We start from the raw sequence: 16402 nt of genomic DNA, 5'->3' as shown, positions 1-16402 counted from the left end.
CGCGTTTAAGGATTGGTGAAATCGATGCGCGTCAATGCAATCATCGGTCGAGAATCCGCCCAGGAAGGGCGGCTCGTGCGGGCAAGGATCAGTCCGCGCTGCGCAGCTGGAACGAGCTGACGCCGATAGCCAGATTCAGGCCCGTCTGCGCCTCGACGCTCAGCGGCTGGAGCGTGAAGGAGGAACCGGAGCCGCCGACCAGGAGATTGGCGCCGGCGCCGACTCCGACCGTCGCGCCGGCGCTTGCCCCGACATAGTCGCCGGCCAGTGCGCCGGGTGCGTAGATGTTGGCGGTCGGAGCGAGCACCACCCACTGCATGAAGGTCGTGCCGGTGGTACCTACGTCCAGCCCGTATTTACGCACCACGCCGAAATAGTCCTCGGGCGCATTGGCGGTGTTGGCGGGACGGAATGTGCAGCTCAGATCCTTTGTCGAGCCGAAGACGAAACCGGTGCCGCCATCGATCACACAGTCGAGCACGCCGAGTTCAACGCCCTGCTTCTGCGCACCGGCGGGCGTCGCCAGGATCGCTGCGAGAAGGGTGACGGAAGCAAGAACCTTCATCATCTTGGAAACTCCAGCTGAGCACATGTCCATCTGAGACAGCACAACTTCCGGCGCGGCGCATGGTTCCCGGCCGGCATGCCGGATCAGGAGGTCTTGGTACGCGAGAGGCCGTCGACGGCGGGCTTGTAGTTCGGATCGAGCTGCACCGCGCGGGCGTAGGACTTGGCCGCGCGTGCCTTGTCGCCGCGGCGTTCGTAGATCAGCGCCTGGTTGGCCCAGCTCTCGGCGACCTTGTCGTTGAGGCTGATGGCGGTATTGAAGTCGGCGAACGCATTGTCCTCGTCGCCGCGTGCCAGATAGGACAGGCCGCGGCCGTTGTACGGCTCGGGCGAGCCGCCGGACATCGAGATCGCGGTCGAGAAATCCTCGATGGCGAAGTCGTGCTGGCCGCGGATCTGGTAGAGCAGGCCGCGGCGATGGTAGGCGCGGGGATCGGTCGTGTCGAGCTGGATAGCCTTCTCGAAGTCGTTGAAGGCCTCCTGGGTGCGGCCGGAGGTGCGGTAGACCTCGCCGCGGCCGATATAGGCGGTGTCGTAGCTCGAATTGAGCTGGATCGAGCGGTTGTAGTCGGCGATCGCTTCCGCGTTCCTGCCGAGGAAGCGGTAGATCAAGCCGCGATTGGCATAGGCCTGGTAGAAGCCGGGATTGAGCTTGATGGCGGTGTCGAAGTCCTTCAGCGCCTCGGTGTAGCGCCCGCCGCGGCCATAGGCGAAGCCGCGCACGTTGTAGGCTTCCGGATCGTTCGGGTTGCGCGCGATCACCGCCGTCAGCGAGGAGATGTTCTCCGAAGAACCCTGCGCCTCCTCGACGGTCGCGATGTCGCTGATCGCGGCCGTCTGGCAGCCGGCGAGCCCGAGTGCGGCGGCCAGAAGCAGCGCAACTGCCGCGCCCCTGGTGGCCGAGCGGTTGAGACGCACATCATTCATCGCAGGCGAATCCCTTCGTCCTCTGACCGGTCTTCCCCCCGCGACCGGCTTTCGCTCGAATGCAACCTGTCCCCACAGGCGATGAAACGAAAATGGCGCGGCCGAAACCGCGCCACGTTCCTATGGCCCGAAAGGGACGAAATAGCGGCGGAGATCAGCGAGCCGCGGGACGGGCAGTCGCCGCCGGCTTGGGCGAGGGCGGCAGCAGGCCTTCGCGCTGCAGCTTCTTGCGGGCCATCTTGCGGGCGCGGCGGATGCCTTCCGCCTTCTCGCGGGCGCGCTTCTCCGACGGCTTCTCGTAGTGGTCGCGCATCTTCATCTCGCGGAAGATGCCTTCGCGCTGCATTTTCTTCTTCAGAGCGCGGAGCGCCTGGTCAACATTGTTGTCGCGGACGAGCACCTGCACGTGCGATCCTGTAGCTTCGAAACCGGGATAAAACGCTGTCGCTGGCCTGGCTGGTCGTGAGACGGACGGGTAAGCGAAAGGCGTCCGCGATGGACACCCACCGCGAATTGCGGCGGCTGTTAGCAGAATCGATCGCGGTTGTCGAGAGGATACCTGCCTTTCGTGTTTGGTGGTGGACTTGCCGCGCCTGCGCGACTATCCCGCTCCTCTTTCCAGCATCCCGAGCGGAGCCACCATCATGCAGACCAGCTTCGGCGGGATCGACTTCGGCACGTCAAATTCGACCGTGGGCATCATGCGGGCCGGGCGGCCGCGCCTCGTGCCGCTCGAGGGCGACCATGTCACGCTGCCGAGCGCCGTTTTCTTCAATTTCGAGGACGATCGCACCTATTACGGCCGCCGCGCGATCGAGGACTACACGCTGAATTCGGAAGGCCGGCTGCTGAGGGCGCTCAAGAGCGTGCTCGGCTCGTCGCTGGTCAATGAGAAGACGCGCATCAAGGCGCGTTCGATGGCCTTCACCGACATCATCGGCCTGTTCCTGAAAAACCTGAAGCGGCAGCTCGACGCGGCCGCGGGCGGCGACGTCGGGCGCGTCGTGCTCGGGCGCCCGGTCCATTTCGTCGACGGCGACGAGACCGCCGACCGCGCCGCGCAGTCCGAGCTGGAGCAGGCGGCACGCGCGCAGGGCTTTCGCGACATCGAGTTCCAGTTCGAGCCGATCGCCGCCGCGCTCGACTACGAACAGAGCGTGAGCGGCGAGGAACTGGCGCTCATCGTCGATATCGGCGGCGGCACGTCCGACTTCTCGATCGTGCGCGTATCGCCGCAAGGCGCGCGCCGGCCCGACCGCAAGGCCGACGTGCTCGCCAATTCCGGCGTCCATGTCGGCGGCACGGATTTCGATCGGCTGATCAGCATCGCCAACGTCATGCCGGCTCTCGGCTACGGCACGCCGACCAAAGATGGCAAGCGCAACCTGCCGGTCTCCTATTTCAACGACCTCGCCACGTGGCAGCGCATCAACCAGCTCTATTCCAATCGCGCCATGACCGATCTCAGGCAGATCCGGCAGGAGGCGGCCGAGCCGGATCTGGTCGAGCGCATGATCGACATTGTCCGCCATCGCCAGGGGCATGCGCTGGCCGGACGCGTAGAGCAGGCCAAGATCGAGCTGACCGCGCAGCCGCTCGCATCGATTCCGCTGCCGCTCGTCGACGACAGGGTCGACATTCCGCTGACACAGGAGCGGATGAACGCGGCGATCGCGCCCGCCATCGCCCGCATCGTCGAGATCGCTTCGGCCACGGTCCGCGACGCCGGTCTCGCGCCGGCGCAGATCGAGACGCTGTTCCTCACCGGCGGCTCGACCGCAATCCCGCAGATGCGCAACGCCGTCCGCGCCATGTTTCCGGGTGCGCGTGTCGTCGAGGGCGACGCCTTCGGCAGCGTCGGTCTCGGGCTTGCGCTCGACGCGCAGCGCAAGTTTCGTTGACGTCGCCGCTCGTCCGCGCGACGGGTCCAGGCCACAGGCGCGTGTTCAGGCGTTCCGATCGAGCGGTGTTACGCCTGCCATGATGCCCCAATCTTCCAGGACATATCTCCCGCCGTGCACCGTGCCGGCGCCGTCGGAGATCGCCGCCTTGCGGCTTCGCACGTCCGCTTGCCAAACCTTCTTTGATGTGACGACCACTGTTTCGGTGACGACGCGACGCCGACCGGTTGGCGTGTCCGGGTTCAGTTTGGCGAACTCTTGCAGCGCCGTCTTGCGCCGACCTTTGCTCTCCATACCGCCGTTCTGCACCGCCACGTCATACAGCAGTGCGTAGTCGCATTCCTCGTGCATGGCGAGACTGTCCGCGTCGCGCGTCGCGATAGCCCAGTAGATGTCGCGCGCGCGTGCCATTTGGATCAACTGGACTTCGCGGTAAGTGCCCAGATCGTGGAAGTAGGTGCGCCAGGGCTCGGCGACGGACAAATTGTTTGACCCTCGCGAAACTGAATTCCCCCACGCGATGCGTTCAGCCGCCGGCAGCGCGACCACCTCCATGATCGTCTTGGCGTCGCTGCCGAATGCCTTGCTCAGGAGGTTGGGGACCGTTGCATTTATCGTTTTCAGCACCGCACCCAGTTCGCCGTTGGACAGCGTGAAGCCGATGATGCCCCAGGTGAGGCCTGCGCCATCGAAGTTGCCGACGCAGCGTTCGAATCCGGTCCCCTCAAAATGTGCTGTCACCTGCAGGCAGCGGGCGAAGATCGAGGGTTCGTCGCTGCGCATCAGCGATCGCCATGTCGCGTCGTCGACTTCGCCGGTGGGCGGAAGGCCGGCAGAGCTCTGGTAAGCCTTTACGGCATCCCGCGTGTTCGAACCGTAGATGCCGTCGGCCACAATGTTGACGACCGACAGGGCATTCAGCCCCTCTTGCAGCGAGGAAACGGCAATTCCCGAGACCAGAACGTCGCCGGCATTTGCCTTGCGGAAATATGTTCTTGGCACTTGCTGCAACTCCCGCTCGGCGGAGACTATGGATTCGGAAAGCGGGTGCGCATTTCCGCGTCGATCTTGGGCCAGGACAAGCCGCCGCTGAGCGGACTGGCAGCCGCACGTTTCTGCACGTGCGGCCAGTCCTTGATCGAGGTCCACAAGCCGCCGGCAGTGAGGCCGAGGTTCACCGCCTCCTCGGCATAGGTGCGGTATCCGTTCAGACCGTTGACCTTCTTAGTCGTGCTCCACTCGGCCTTGCCGCCAACGACCCAGAAGCAATCGAGTGCCTCACCCCACTGATGCCAGCTCGCGCCCGGCAAGGCGTTGGTGACCGGAGGACCGTGCTGGGGGCCGACACTGTCGATCATGTGAGCGATGAACGGAGCACCCGCTGCTTTCAGTCCTGCGATCCTGTCGTTGATCTCCTGGATCGAGCGCGACTGCCGCCAGTATTTCGCCTGCTTCCACGGATTTCGCAGCCCTTCATTGGGTCGCATCTCGATGCCGCGTGCCTGACAATTCTTGATCAGCTCACGGCATGCTTTCCCAAACTCGGGCACCAACAAACCGAGATCAGCCGCCATCCTTCCCCTCCCCAAGATCGATATGCAACTTAAGATTACAGTATATCCTCTTTAATGCAACTAAAAGTTAATACAACCGGGATGTGGTACGGCAGGTGGAAAGGTTCGGCCGGGGTCGGAGAACGGGTTGTTTGCGCGATGGCGCAAAGCGGCAAGCGCCGTCGCAAACAGCGCACTTGCTTCCGACGCATTTTCGGTAGTGATACGCTCGGTGTCCGCGGGGCCGCCATGCTCCCGGTGCCGAACCCGTCCAGAGGTCAAGACGATGCGCAAATACTCCGTGTTCGCGATTGCCCGCGAGGCCATGCGCGCCCACAAGGGCTGGGAGGAGCAGTGGTCTTCGCCCGAGCCCCGCTCGGAATACGACGTCATCATCGTCGGCGCGGGCGGCCACGGGCTCGCGACCGCCTACTACCTCGCCAAGGAGCACGGCATCACCAACATCGCGGTGCTGGAAAAAGGCTGGCTCGGCGGCGGTAACACCGGCCGCAACACCACGATCATCCGCTCCAATTATCTGTATGACGAGAGCGCCGGTATCTACGACCACGCCGTCAAGCTGTGGGACGGGCTGTCACAGGACCTCAACTACAACGTCATGTATTCGGCGCGCGGCGTGATGATGCTGGCGCACAACGTCCACGACGTGCAGTCGCTGAAGCGTCACGTGCATGCCAACCGGCTGAACGGCATCGACAACGAATGGCTGACGCCGCAGCAGGCCAAGGACTACTGCCCGCCGCTCAACATTTCGGCCGACGCGCGGTATCCGGTCGTCGGCGCGACGCTGCAGCGGCGCGGCGGCACGGCCCGCCATGACGCGGTCGCCTGGGGCTATGCGCGCGCGGCGTCGGACCGCGGCGTCCACATCATCCAGAACTGCGAGGTCAAGGGCATCCGTCGCTCGTCCAACGGTCATGTCACCGGCGTCGAGACCACGCGCGGCTTCATCGGCGCGAGGAAGATCGGCGTGGTCGCGGCCGGCCACACGTCGGTGCTGATGCAGATGGCCGATGTGCGGATGCCGCTCGAAAGCTACCCGCTGCAGGCGCTGGTGTCGGAGCCGGTCAAGCCGGTCTTCCCCTGCGTGGTCATGTCCAACACGGTGCACGCCTACATTTCCCAGTCCGACAAGGGTGAACTGGTCATCGGCGCCGGCACCGACCAGTACATCTCCTATTCGCAGACCGGCGGCATGCACATCCTGACGCATACGCTGGACGCCATCTGCGAGATGTTCCCGATGTTCGGCCGCATGAAGATGCTGCGTTCCTGGGGCGGCATCGTCGACGTCACGCCCGACCGCTCGCCGATCCTCGCCAAGACGCCGGTGCCGGGCCTTTACGTCAACTGCGGCTGGGGAACGGGCGGCTTCAAGGCGACGCCGGGCTCCGGCCACGTCTTCGCCCACACCATCGCCAACGACAACCCGCACCCGATCAATGCCGGCTTCACGCTGGAGCGCTTCCGCTCCGGCCGGCTGATCGACGAAGCGGCCGCGGCCGCCGTGGCGCACTGAGGTCAACGCGGGTGTGGACCGTCGATCACAGGACCGACACACGAGCCGGTGAGGTTGCGTGGGGTATGGCCGGCAACGGCCCATCCCTCGTCCTGGCGCATGGCTGGCCCTGGTCGTCGTTCAGCTGGCACCGGGTGATTTCCCTGCTTGCCAAGAGCCACACGGTCTACTGGTTCGACATGCCCGGCTATGGCAGGTCAGAAATGCCGGCCCGCGCTTCAACGGCATTGAATGTGCAGGGCGAGGTCTTCGCCGAGATGCTGAAAATCTGGGGGTTGGAGAACCCCTGCGTCGTCGCGCATGATATGAGCGGGGCCGTCACTCTGCGGGCCCACCTTCTGCACGGGGTCGACTACCGGGCGCTCGTCATGATGAATGTCGTTGCGCTCAACCCCTGGGGGTCCGAATTCTTCGACCATGTCAGGCGCCATATCGACGCGTTCGTCGGCGTTCCACCGCACATCCATCGCGCGATCGTCGGCGCCTATATCGAGGGTGCGCTGATCAACGATCTCGCGGATGACGACTTCCAGCAGCTATGCGATCCGTGGCTGAGCGCGGAAGGACGGGTCAGCTTCTACCGGCAGTTCGCACAGGCCGACGAACGCTACACAAGCGAGTTCGCCGAGAAGCTCGACCAGATGCGGTGCCCCGTGGCCATTCTGTGGGGCGAAAAGGATCCGTGGATTCCGCTCTCACGCGGTCGCCAGCTGCATGCGATCATGCCGGGCTCGACCTTCGAGGTGCTGAAGGACGTTGGACACCTACCGCAGTTGGAAGCACCCGACCTAGCCGGCAGGCGCATCCTCGCATCGATCGAAACACTGTCTCCTTCGGGGGTTACGCACTGATGCTTCTGATTCACTGCCCCTATTGCGAGGAAGAGCGCCCGGAGCTTGAGTTCCGCGGCGCCGGCGAGGCGCACATCGCGCGGCCGGCGAACATCGCCGAGATTTCCGATGAGGAATTCGCGCAGTTCTTCTTCATCCGCTCGAATCCGAAGGGTCTCGTCTACGAGCGCTGGCGGCATATCCACGGCTGCGGGCGGTTCTTCAACGCGGTGCGCGACAGTGTCTCCGACAAGTTTTTGACGACATACAAGGCCGGCGAGAAGAAGCCGGCGATCAGCGCCAGCGACAGCGGCCCCGCCGCGTGGGGCAACCGCCCGCCGGACCAGCTGAACGAGAAGCCGAAGGGAGCGGGCAAATGACCGCGGCATTTCGCACCACCGGCGCCGGCCGCCTCAGCGGCAAGGCCGTCCGTTTTTCCTTCGATGGCGCGTCCTATCAGGGGCTCGAGGGCGACACTCTGGCCTCCGCGCTGCTCGCGAACGGCGTTCATCTCATGGGTCGTTCGTTCAAGTATCACCGGCCACGCGGCGTGCTCTCGGCCGGCGCCGAGGAGCCGAACGCGCTGGTCGGTATACACCGCGACGAGGCAAGGAAAACGCCGAACGTCCGCGCCACCGTGCAGGAGGTCTATGACGGCCTGACCGCCGTGTCGCAGAACCGCTGGCCGTCGCTCGCCTTCGACGTCGGCGCGGTCAACGACATCGCCTCGCCAATGTTCTCGGCCGGCTTCTACTACAAGACCTTCATGTGGCCGAAGGCGGCGTGGAAATCGGTCTACGAGCCCAACATCCGCGCAGCCGCGGGCTTGGGCGTCGCGCCGGACAAGGCCGACCCCGACCGCTACGCCTCGCGTTACGCGCATTGCGATGTGCTGGTGCTGGGCGGCGGCGGGGCCGGTCTGTCCGCAGCCCTTGCCGCGGCCGAAAGCGGCGCGCGTGTCATCCTCGCCGACGAGCAGGCTCAGCTTGGCGGCGCGCTGCGCTTCGAGGCAGGCGCCACGATCGATGGCGCGGCCGGCTGGGACTGGGCGCAGGCGACGGCGGTGCGGCTCGCGGCGCTCGGCAACGTCCGCGTGCTCACCCGCACCACCGCCTTCGGCTACTACGCCCAGAACCTCGTCGGTCTGGTCGAACGCGTCAGCGACCATCTCGCCGCCCCCGGCGACCTGCCGCGCGAGCGGCTGTGGCAGGTTCGGGCGAAGCGCGTGATCCTCGCCTCCGGCGCGATCGAGCGGCATATGGTGTTCGACGGCAACGACAAGCCCGGCGTGATGCTGGCGTCGGCCGCGCGCACCTATCTCAACCACTACGGCGTGCTGGTCGGGAAGAATGTTGGCGTCTTCACGGCCGGAGATTCGGCCTATGCCGCTGCGATCGACCTCAAGAAGGCCGGCGCTTCCATCGCGGCGATCGTCGACCTGCGCGACAACCCGGCTGGACCGCTGTTCGACGAGGCGCGCCGCCTCGGCATCGAGGTTCTGCCTGGCCGCACGGTGGTCAAGGCGTCGGGGGGGCCTGCGTGTCTCCTCCATTTCCGTCCGTGCGTCCGCGGGCGGGCCGGAGCGCTCGATCCCGGTCGATGCGCTGCTGATGTCGGCCGGCTGGACGCCGTCGGTGCATCTCTTCTCGCAGTCGCGCGGCAAGGTCGCCTTCGACAGCGCCACGCGCCGCTTCCTGCCGGGCACCTATGCGCAGGACTGCGTTTCGGTCGGCGCCTGCGCCGGCACCGACACGCTCGCCGACACCGTCAAGGAAGCGCTCGCCGCCGGCGAGAAGGCGGCGAAAGCCGCCGGTGCTGCCAAGGTTTCAGGAACGAAGCTGAAGGCCGATACGACCGAGAGCTGGGCCGGCGGCATAGTGGGTGCTGCCCCGGGCGCCGGATCGGGATCGACCGGAAAGGCCTTCGTCGACTTCCAGAACGACGTCACGGCGAAGGACATCCGCCAGGCCGTGCACGAGGGCATGCGCTCGATCGAGCACGTCAAGCGTTTCACCACCAACGGCATGGCGACCGACCAGGGCAAGACGTCGAACATCCACGGCCTGGCGATCGCGGCGGAAGCGCTCGGCAAGGAGATGCCGGAGGTCGGCCTCACCACCTTCCGCGCGCCGTACACGCCCGTCACCTTCGGCGCGCTGATCGGCCACGCCAAGGGCAAGCTGTTCGACCCGACCCGCCGCACGCCGTTCCATGCGCAGGAGGAAAAGCTCGGCGCGGTGTTCGAGGATGTCGGCCAGTGGAAGCGCGCCTGGTGCACTATCCGCGCGCCGGCGAGGACATGCACAAGGCCGTCGACCGCGAGTGCGTCACCGTGCGCAAGGCCGCCGGTATCTTCGACGCATCGACGCTCGGCAAGATCGAGATCGTCGGCCCGGATGCGGCGAAGTTCATGGAACTGCTTTACACCAATCCGTGGGAGAAGCTGGAGCCCGGCCGCTGCCGCTATGGCATCATGCTGCGCGAGGACGGCTTCATCTACGACGATGGCGTCGTGGGCCGGCTGGCAGCCGACCGCTTCCACGTCACCACGACGACCGGCGGCGCTGCCCGCGTGATGAACCACATGGAGGACTACCTCCAGACCGAGTTCCCGCATCTCGACGTCTGGCTGACCTCGATCTCCGAACAGTGGGCGGTCATCGCGGTTCAGGGTCCGAAGAGTCGCGACATCATTCAGCCGCTGGTCGAGGGCATCAACATGTCCGACGCCGCCATGCCGCACATGTCGGTGCGCGAAGGCAGGATCTGCGGTGTGCCGACGCGGCTGTTCCGCATGTCCTTCACCGGCGAGCGCGGCTTTGAAATCAACGTGCCGGCCGACTACGCCGCCGCTGTCTGGGATGCCGTCTGGGCCGAAGGCCAGAAGCACGGCGCCTGCGCCTATGGCACCGAGGCGATGCACATCCTGCGCGCCGAGAAGGGCTATATCATCGTCGGCCAGGACACCGACGGCACGGTGACGCCGCAGGACGCCGGCCTCGACTGGGCGATCGGCAAGAAGAAGACCGATTTTGTCGGCATCCGCGGCCTGAAGCGCGCGGACCTCACGGCCAAGGGCCGCAAGCAGCTCGTCGGCTTGAGGACGAAGGATCCGAAGGTGGTTCTGGAAGAGGGCGCGCAGATCGTCGAGGACCCGAAACAGCCGATCCCGATGAAGATGATCGGCCATGTGACGTCGAGCTACTGGTCGGAGAACTGCGGCCGCTCCATCGCGCTGGCGCTGGTCGCCGGCGGCTTCGACCGCATGGGTGAGACGCTTCACGTGCCGATGCCGGATCGCACCATCGAGGTCGAGGTGGTCGGGCAGGTGTTCTTCGATGAGAAGGGAGAGCGTCTCCATGGCTGAGCTGCTGCGCACCCACCCGCTCGCCGGCCGCACGGTCGCCAATCCCGCCGTGACGGTCACGCCCGCCGAACCCGCCGCGCGCCTGTCGCTGCGCGCCGGGCCGGATGGCGTCGCTGCGCTGTCCAAGGCTGTCGGTGTCAAGCTGCCGGTGAAGCCGAAGACATCCGCCCTGTCGAAGTCCGGCGGGCGCGCAGCCCTTTGGCTCGGCCCCGACGAGTGGCTCGTCATCGACACCGCCAGCGGCGATCCGCTTGCAGACTGCGCCAAGGCGAAGGCGCTTCACTCCGCCGTCGACATCTCACACCGCAACACCGCGATCCTGGTCGAGGGCAGGGGAGCGGAGGCGACGCTCAATGCCGGTTGCCCGCAGGACCTGTCGCTGTCCGCTTTCCCGGTCGGCGCGTGCTCGCGCACCATCCTCGGCAAGATCGAGGTCGTGATCTGGCGCACCGGCGAGGCGACGTTCCGTGTCGAGTGCTGGCGGTCGTTCTCGGCCTATGCCTTCGACTTCCTGGAAGAGGCGGCGGCCGACGCTGCGCTTGTCCAGTAGGCGGCTCAGATGGCGGTGATGCCGCCGTCGACGCCGAAGGTCTGGCCGGTCATGAAGGTGTTCTTGGGGTCGCAGGCGAAGAGGATCACCTCGACCACCTCGTCCACTTCGGCCAGCCGCTTCATCGGCACGCCGCGCGTCAGGTTGGCGGCACTTTCCTCGATGCCGGCCGGCGACATCTTCAGGAAGTCGAGCGCCATCGCGGTGCGGGCGAAGGAGGGGCAGACCGCGTTCACGCGGATGCCCTTGGTGGCGTATTCGGCCGCCGCCGAGCGGGTGAGGCCGACGACGCCGTGCTTGGCGGCGGAATAGACCGCGAGCCGCGGCGCACCGGAGACGCCTGCCACGGACGCGATATTGACGATGGCACCGAGCCGGCCCGAAGCGCGGTTCTGCTTCTCCATCACCGGCAGCTGGTGCTTGAGCGCGAAAAACACTCCGAGCAGGTCGATCTCGAGGATGCGCCGAGCTTCGTCCGAAGGCACCAGCGGCAGCTTGACGAAGCTCTGCGCCACGCCGGCATTGTTGATGGCGATGTCGAGCCCGCCGAAGCGCTCGACTGCGAGCGCGACCAGCGCCTCCGATAGCGCCTCGTCCGAAATGTCGCCGGCGCGGATCGCGGTCTCGGTCGGCAGCGAGGCGGCGAATTCCCGCAGCGGTTCCTCGCGCACGTCGGAGAGCACGAGGCGCCCCCCCTCTTCGGCCAGCCGTTCCGCCGTGCGGCGGCCGAAGCCGCCCGTGGCGCCCGTGATGATCGCGGTCAGCCCTGAAAAACGCGCCACATCATTCTCCGTCGATCAGTTCAACAGCCAGTGCGGACAGGAGGCGGACCGCTTCGCCATAGGTCTTCGCCTTTTCCGGGTTGGACGCATTGCCGTCGAGCGCGCGCTTGTAGACGCCCTGGCAGATCGCGGCGAGCCGGAAGAAGGAGAAGGCGAGATAGAACGTCCAGTTGTCGATGCCGGCGATGCCGCGCCGCCGGCAGTAGAGCGCGACATATTCTTCCTCGCTCGGCAGGCCGACGGCCTTGCGGTCGACCCCGCCGAGACCGCGGAAGCCGGAGGAGTGTGGCAGCCGCCACTGCATGCACTGGTAGGCGATGTCGGAATAGGGGTGGCCGAGCGTCGACAGTTCCCAATCGAGCACGGCGATCACTTCTGGCCTGTCCCTGGCGAACATCATGTTGTCGAGCCGGTAGTCGCCATGCACCAGCGACACCAGCCCGTCGTCGGCGGGGATGCGCTTCTCCAGCCATTCGATCAGCCGGTTCATGTCGGCGATCGCGCCGGTCTCGGAGGCGCGGTACTGGCTGGTCCAGCGGGTGAGCTGCCGCTCGAAATAGCTGCCCGGCTTGCCGAAGTCGGAAAGCCCATGCGCCTGGATGTCGACGCCGTGCAGCTTGGCCAGGGTCGCGTTCATGGAATCGTAGATAGCGCCCCGCTCGGCATTTGTGGCGATCTCGCCGAGCGCGGGGTCCCACAGGATGCGGCCGTCGAGGAACTCCATGACGAAGAACTGGCGGCCGATCGGCGAGTCGTCGCCCGACAGGTGCAGCATGCGCGGCACCGGCACGTCGGTATGTTCCAGCGCCTTCATGACGCGGTATTCGCGGTCGACCTGGTGCGCCGATTTCAAGAGTTCGCCTGGCGGCTTGGCGCGCAGCACGAAGCGGCCGGTGGAGGTCTTCAGCAGATAGGTCGGGTTGGACTGGCCGGCGTTGAACTTGACGATCTCGTCGAGCGTGCCGAAGCCGTCGATATACCCGGCGAGGTAGGGGCCCAGCGCCCCCGCATCCAGCGCGTTCGGATCGCTCATGCCGGCTCGTCCCTGCGGTCCATCACCGCGATCGTCTGCCAGCGCGCGGTCAGCGCCGGCTTCAGCGAATTCTCGATTTCCATTGTCACGTCGTAGCCGATCTGGACCATGCCGGAGGGGCGCGCATTCATCTCGGCCAGCACGAAACGGGTGCGCACGCGCGCGCCGGAGCGAACCGGCGCAGTGAAGCGGATCTTGTCGAAGCCGTGGTTGATCGCCATCCCTGCGCCCTCCAGCGGCGGCAGCGTCTCGTAGGTCATCGGCGAGAGCAACGACAGCAGCAGGAAGCCGTGCGCGATCGTGCCGCCATAGGGCGTCTCTGCCTTGGCGCGCTCAGGGTCGACATGGATGAACTGGTGGTCGTCCGTGGCGTCGGCGAAGCGGTCGATCATCTCCTGCGAGACCGTCCGCCAGGGCGAGACCCCCACCTCCTTGCCGACCAGCCGGACCATCACGTCGACGGTGACCGGCTCCTTCCTTCCCTGCAGCATGGCTGCCCTCGCCGCTCATTCCTTGAACAGCGTCATGCCATGCTGGACCGATTGGCCGCCGTCAAGCGGAAGGATTGCGCCGGTGACGTAGCTGCCGCCCCGGCCGCAGAGGAACAGGGTGGCCGCGGCGATGTCGGACGGCGCGCCGATGCGTCCCAGCGGAACGCGGCTGCCGACGGTCTTGGCCTGGTCGTCGCTCGCGGTGGCGAAGGCCGTCATGCGGCTCTGGAAGGGGCCCGGCGCAAACGCGTTGACGGTGATGCGGCGGCTGGCGAATTCGTTGGCGAGCGTCTTCGTCAGGTGGTGAACGGCTGCCTTCGAGGCGGTGTAGGAATAGGCGTCGTCGGCGAGCGGCTGGGTGCCCATCACCGAGCCGAGATTAATGATGCGGGCCGGGTCGTCGTCGCCCGCGGCCGCGTCGAGCAGCGGCAGGAGCTGCCTGGTCACGTGGAACAGGCCGGTGACGTTGACGTTCAGCACCTTTGCCCAGCCCGAATAGGGGAAGGCCTCGAGCGGGGCGCCCCACGACACGCCGGCATTGTTGACTAGGATGTGCAGCTTGCCGGTGCGCGCCTTCACCTCGGCGGCCAGCGCATCGACGCCCTGCTCGGTGCTCACGTCCGCGCCGAATCCCTCGGCGCTGCCCGGCGCGCCCAGCGCGTTGAGCTCGGCGGCGACCTTCTCGCAGTCGGCGGCCTTGCGCGAGGCGATCAGCACGCGGGCGCCACCCTGGACGAGGGCAGTGGCGATCATCCGGCCGATGCCGGTCGCGGCACCGGTCACCAGCGCCGTCTTGCCGGCAACCGAAAACAGTTCGTCCAGATAGGCCATTCTTCCTCCCCCTCGCGGGCTTATTCTCCGGACGGGCCGGATGCCGCGTTGACAACATACCGAGTAGTATGTTCATTATTTGCCTGTCCGTAAAGACCCGATCGGCAACGCCGCACAAAAGGTCTGCGGGAAAGGGAGGTCATGGTTCTGGCCGAAGTTGGCGCCGGCGAGCCGGTTACCGAAAGGGCACGCGTCGAGATTCTCGATGCGGCCGCCGCATGTTTCATGGAACGCGGCTATGCGGCGACGTCCATCGACGACGTGGCGCGCAGGCTGCGGGCGACCAAGGGCCGTATCTACCATCACTTCTCCTCCAAGGCGGATCTGTTTGCGCAGATCTTCCGCACCGGCATGGATATGAACTTCGCGGCGATCGAGCCTTTCCGGTCGCTCGACGAGCCGGCGGTGGCTGTCTGGACGAAGATGGCGCACACCCATGTGCGGCAGATGATCGTGACCCGGGCGTATCAGCGCGTGGTCTGGGAGGGTGTCGAGATGCATCTGCGCGGCGCGACCACGCCGGAGCAGCGCAGCCAGCTGAACGAGCTGGTCGAGTATCGGTCCCAGTACAGCAACGTCTTCCGGCTGCAGATGGCGAGGGCGCGCGACCAGGGCGACATGCACTTCGCCGATCTCAGCATCGCCAACCAGATGATGTTCATGGCGCTCAACTCGCCGATCTTCTGGTACAAGCCGCGCCCCGGCGAGAGCAGGCAGGACATCGACAATATCGTTGACCAGGTCGTGGCGTTCGCGCGCGGCGGCTTAGGTGGAAAAGGCAAGGAAAGACCATGAGTGACATGAACCTCGGATTGACCGAGAAGCTGAAGCCGATCCATGCGCGGGTGGCGGCGATGATCCGGGACGAGGTCATTCCGCTCGACGAGGAGTTCCTCGCCGAGGTCGGCAAGGACGGCGACCGCTGGTCGTTCACGAAGCGCCAGTCGGACATCCTCGAAGGCCTCAAGGCGAAGGCCAAGGAGCGCGGCCTTTGGAACTTCTGGCTGACCAATTCCGACCAGGGCTACGGCCTGACGACTGTCGAATACGCCTATCTCGCCGAGGAGATGGGCAAGGCCCATATCGGCGCCGAGGTGTTCAACTGCTCGGCTCCGGACACCGGCAACATGGAGGTGCTGGAGCGCTACGGCGCCAGCGAGCACAAGGAGAAGTGGCTGAAGCCGCTGCTCGAGGGCAAGATCCGCTCCGCCTTCCTGATGACCGAGCCCGACGTCGCCTCCTCCGACGCCACCAACATCTCGATGCGCTGCGAGCGCGACGGCGACCATTACGTGCTCAACGGCGAGAAGTGGTGGTCCTCGGGCGCGGGCGATCCGCGCTGCGCCATCTACATCGTCATGGTGCGCACTTCGAAGGACGGCCCCAAGCACGCGCAGCACTCGATGATCCTCGTGCCGGCCGACACCGCCGGCGTCGAGAAGGTCCGCGCGATGACGATCTACGGCGACGACGACGCGCCGCACGGCCACCTGCACATGCGCTTCACCAATGTGCGCGTGCCGGCATCGAACCTGCTGCTCGGTGAGGGCAGGGGCTTCGAGATCGCGCAGGGCCGTCTCGGCCCGGGCCGCATCCATCACTGCATGCGTGCGATCGGCCAGGCCGAGATGGCGCTGGAGACGATGTGCCGCCGTTCGATGCGCCGCGAGGCCTTCGGCCAACCGCTCGCCAAGCTCGGCGCCAACTACGACATCATCGCCGAGGCGCGGATGGAGATCGAGATGGCCCGCCTGCTCTGTCTCAAGGCGGCCTGGATGATGGATCAGGGCGACCCCAAGGCCGCGGCGCCGTGGATCAGCCAGATCAAGGTCGTCGCCCCGAGGGTCGCGCTGAAGATCGCCGACGAGGCGGTGCAGCTGCATGGCGCGGCCGGCGTCAGCCAGGACACGCCGCTGGCGCGCACCTGGAAGAACCTGCGCACGCTGCGCATCGTCGACGGGCCGGACGCCGTGCACCGCCGGCAGATCGCCCGGCAGGAACTGAAGAAATACACGCAGGAAAAGGTGTGA

At 66.0% G+C, this 16402-nt stretch carries 16 protein-coding genes and 1 pseudogene; 8 read left to right on the top strand and 9 right to left on the bottom strand.

From position 1 onward, the window contains the following. Window positions 1–88 precede the first annotated feature (88 nt). The 3 genes from LRS09_RS04595 to rpsU all read right to left on the bottom strand — a co-directional run bounded on the left by LRS09_RS04595 (window position 89) and on the right by rpsU (window position 1900). Window positions 89–568 (bottom strand): DUF992 domain-containing protein, encoded by a 480-nt coding sequence (locus tag LRS09_RS04595; RefSeq protein WP_257804529.1) that lies wholly within the window; start codon window positions 566–568, stop codon window positions 89–91. A gap of 83 nt (window positions 569–651) precedes the next feature. Next, window positions 652–1494, bottom strand: coding sequence for a tetratricopeptide repeat protein (locus LRS09_RS04590; protein WP_257804525.1), 843 nt, complete (start codon window positions 1492–1494; stop codon window positions 652–654). Window positions 1495–1648: 154 nt separating this feature from the next. Further along, window positions 1649–1900, bottom strand: a complete 252-nt coding sequence (gene rpsU, locus LRS09_RS04585; RefSeq protein ID WP_257804524.1) for a 30S ribosomal protein S21 — start codon at window positions 1898–1900, stop codon at window positions 1649–1651. A gap of 238 nt (window positions 1901–2138) precedes the next feature. Here rpsU and LRS09_RS04580 point away from each other — a divergent pair, with 238 nt between their 5' ends. Continuing rightward, complete coding sequence (locus LRS09_RS04580) at window positions 2139–3395, top strand: Hsp70 family protein (protein ID WP_257804522.1); 1257 nt, start codon at window positions 2139–2141, stop codon at window positions 3393–3395. Between the two features lie 45 nt (window positions 3396–3440). Here LRS09_RS04580 and LRS09_RS04575 read toward each other — a convergent pair whose 3' ends face one another. Both LRS09_RS04575 and LRS09_RS04570 read right to left on the bottom strand, forming a co-directional pair. After that, a complete protein-coding gene (locus LRS09_RS04575; protein ID WP_257810120.1) occupies window positions 3441–4397 on the bottom strand; it encodes a peptidoglycan-binding protein in 957 nt (318 codons plus the stop codon). Between the two features lie 26 nt (window positions 4398–4423). Then, window positions 4424–4969: a M15 family metallopeptidase gene (locus LRS09_RS04570; protein WP_257804520.1), complete on the bottom strand. Its 546-nt coding sequence runs from the start codon at window positions 4967–4969 to the stop codon at window positions 4424–4426. Between the two features lie 265 nt (window positions 4970–5234). Here LRS09_RS04570 and LRS09_RS04565 point away from each other — a divergent pair, with 265 nt between their 5' ends. The 5 genes and pseudogenes from LRS09_RS04565 to LRS09_RS04545 all read left to right on the top strand — a co-directional run bounded on the left by LRS09_RS04565 (window position 5235) and on the right by LRS09_RS04545 (window position 11235). Next, the gene (locus tag LRS09_RS04565) at window positions 5235–6488 is read left to right on the top strand and encodes a sarcosine oxidase subunit beta (RefSeq protein ID WP_257804518.1); all 1254 of its coding nucleotides are present in this window, start codon (window positions 5235–5237) and stop codon (window positions 6486–6488) included. A gap of 65 nt (window positions 6489–6553) precedes the next feature. Next, a complete protein-coding gene (locus LRS09_RS04560; RefSeq protein WP_257804517.1) occupies window positions 6554–7339 on the top strand; it encodes an alpha/beta fold hydrolase in 786 nt (261 codons plus the stop codon). Next, window positions 7339–7698, top strand: coding sequence for a sarcosine oxidase subunit delta (locus LRS09_RS04555; protein ID WP_257804515.1), 360 nt, complete (start codon window positions 7339–7341; stop codon window positions 7696–7698). Before LRS09_RS04560 ends, LRS09_RS04555 begins: the two co-directional genes overlap by 1 nt. Beyond that, window positions 7695–10685 (top strand): annotated as a pseudogene (locus tag LRS09_RS04550) (sarcosine oxidase subunit alpha). Before LRS09_RS04555 ends, LRS09_RS04550 begins: the two are co-directional and overlap by 4 nt. After that, the gene (locus tag LRS09_RS04545) at window positions 10678–11235 is read left to right on the top strand and encodes a sarcosine oxidase subunit gamma (protein WP_257804514.1); all 558 of its coding nucleotides are present in this window, start codon (window positions 10678–10680) and stop codon (window positions 11233–11235) included. Before LRS09_RS04550 ends, LRS09_RS04545 begins: the two are co-directional and overlap by 8 nt. Before the next feature lie 5 nt (window positions 11236–11240). Here the strand turns inward: LRS09_RS04545 and LRS09_RS04540 are convergent, their stop codons facing one another. The 4 genes from LRS09_RS04540 to LRS09_RS04525 are packed head-to-tail and all read right to left on the bottom strand — an operon-like array spanning window position 11241 to window position 14372. Next, window positions 11241–12017 (bottom strand): SDR family NAD(P)-dependent oxidoreductase, encoded by a 777-nt coding sequence (locus LRS09_RS04540; protein ID WP_257804513.1) that lies wholly within the window; start codon window positions 12015–12017, stop codon window positions 11241–11243. A 1-nt stretch (window position 12018) separates the two neighbouring features. Next, the gene (locus tag LRS09_RS04535; protein WP_257804512.1) at window positions 12019–13050 is read right to left on the bottom strand and encodes a phosphotransferase family protein; all 1032 of its coding nucleotides are present in this window, start codon (window positions 13048–13050) and stop codon (window positions 12019–12021) included. Further along, window positions 13047–13541 carry a MaoC family dehydratase gene (locus tag LRS09_RS04530; protein ID WP_257804511.1) on the bottom strand — a complete coding sequence of 165 codons (495 nt, stop codon included), beginning with the start codon at window positions 13539–13541 and terminating at the stop codon, window positions 13047–13049. Before LRS09_RS04530 ends, LRS09_RS04535 begins: the two co-directional genes overlap by 4 nt. A 15-nt stretch (window positions 13542–13556) precedes the next feature. Further along, a complete protein-coding gene (locus LRS09_RS04525) occupies window positions 13557–14372 on the bottom strand; it encodes an SDR family oxidoreductase (RefSeq protein WP_257804510.1) in 816 nt (271 codons plus the stop codon). A gap of 141 nt (window positions 14373–14513) precedes the next feature. Here LRS09_RS04525 and LRS09_RS04520 point away from each other — a divergent pair, with 141 nt between their 5' ends. Then, window positions 14514–15167, top strand: coding sequence for a TetR/AcrR family transcriptional regulator (locus tag LRS09_RS04520; RefSeq protein ID WP_257804509.1), 654 nt, complete (start codon window positions 14514–14516; stop codon window positions 15165–15167). Beyond that, entirely contained in the window at window positions 15164–16402 is a 1239-nt protein-coding gene (locus LRS09_RS04515) for an acyl-CoA dehydrogenase family protein (RefSeq protein WP_257804508.1), read from the top strand. The genes LRS09_RS04520 and LRS09_RS04515 overlap by 4 nt, the downstream gene beginning before the upstream one ends.

Origin of the sequence: Mesorhizobium sp. J428 (assembly GCF_024699925.1) — a bacterium.
GTDB lineage: Bacteria > Pseudomonadota > Alphaproteobacteria > Rhizobiales > Rhizobiaceae > Mesorhizobium_A.
This window is presented reverse-complemented; position numbering and strand designations above follow the sequence as displayed.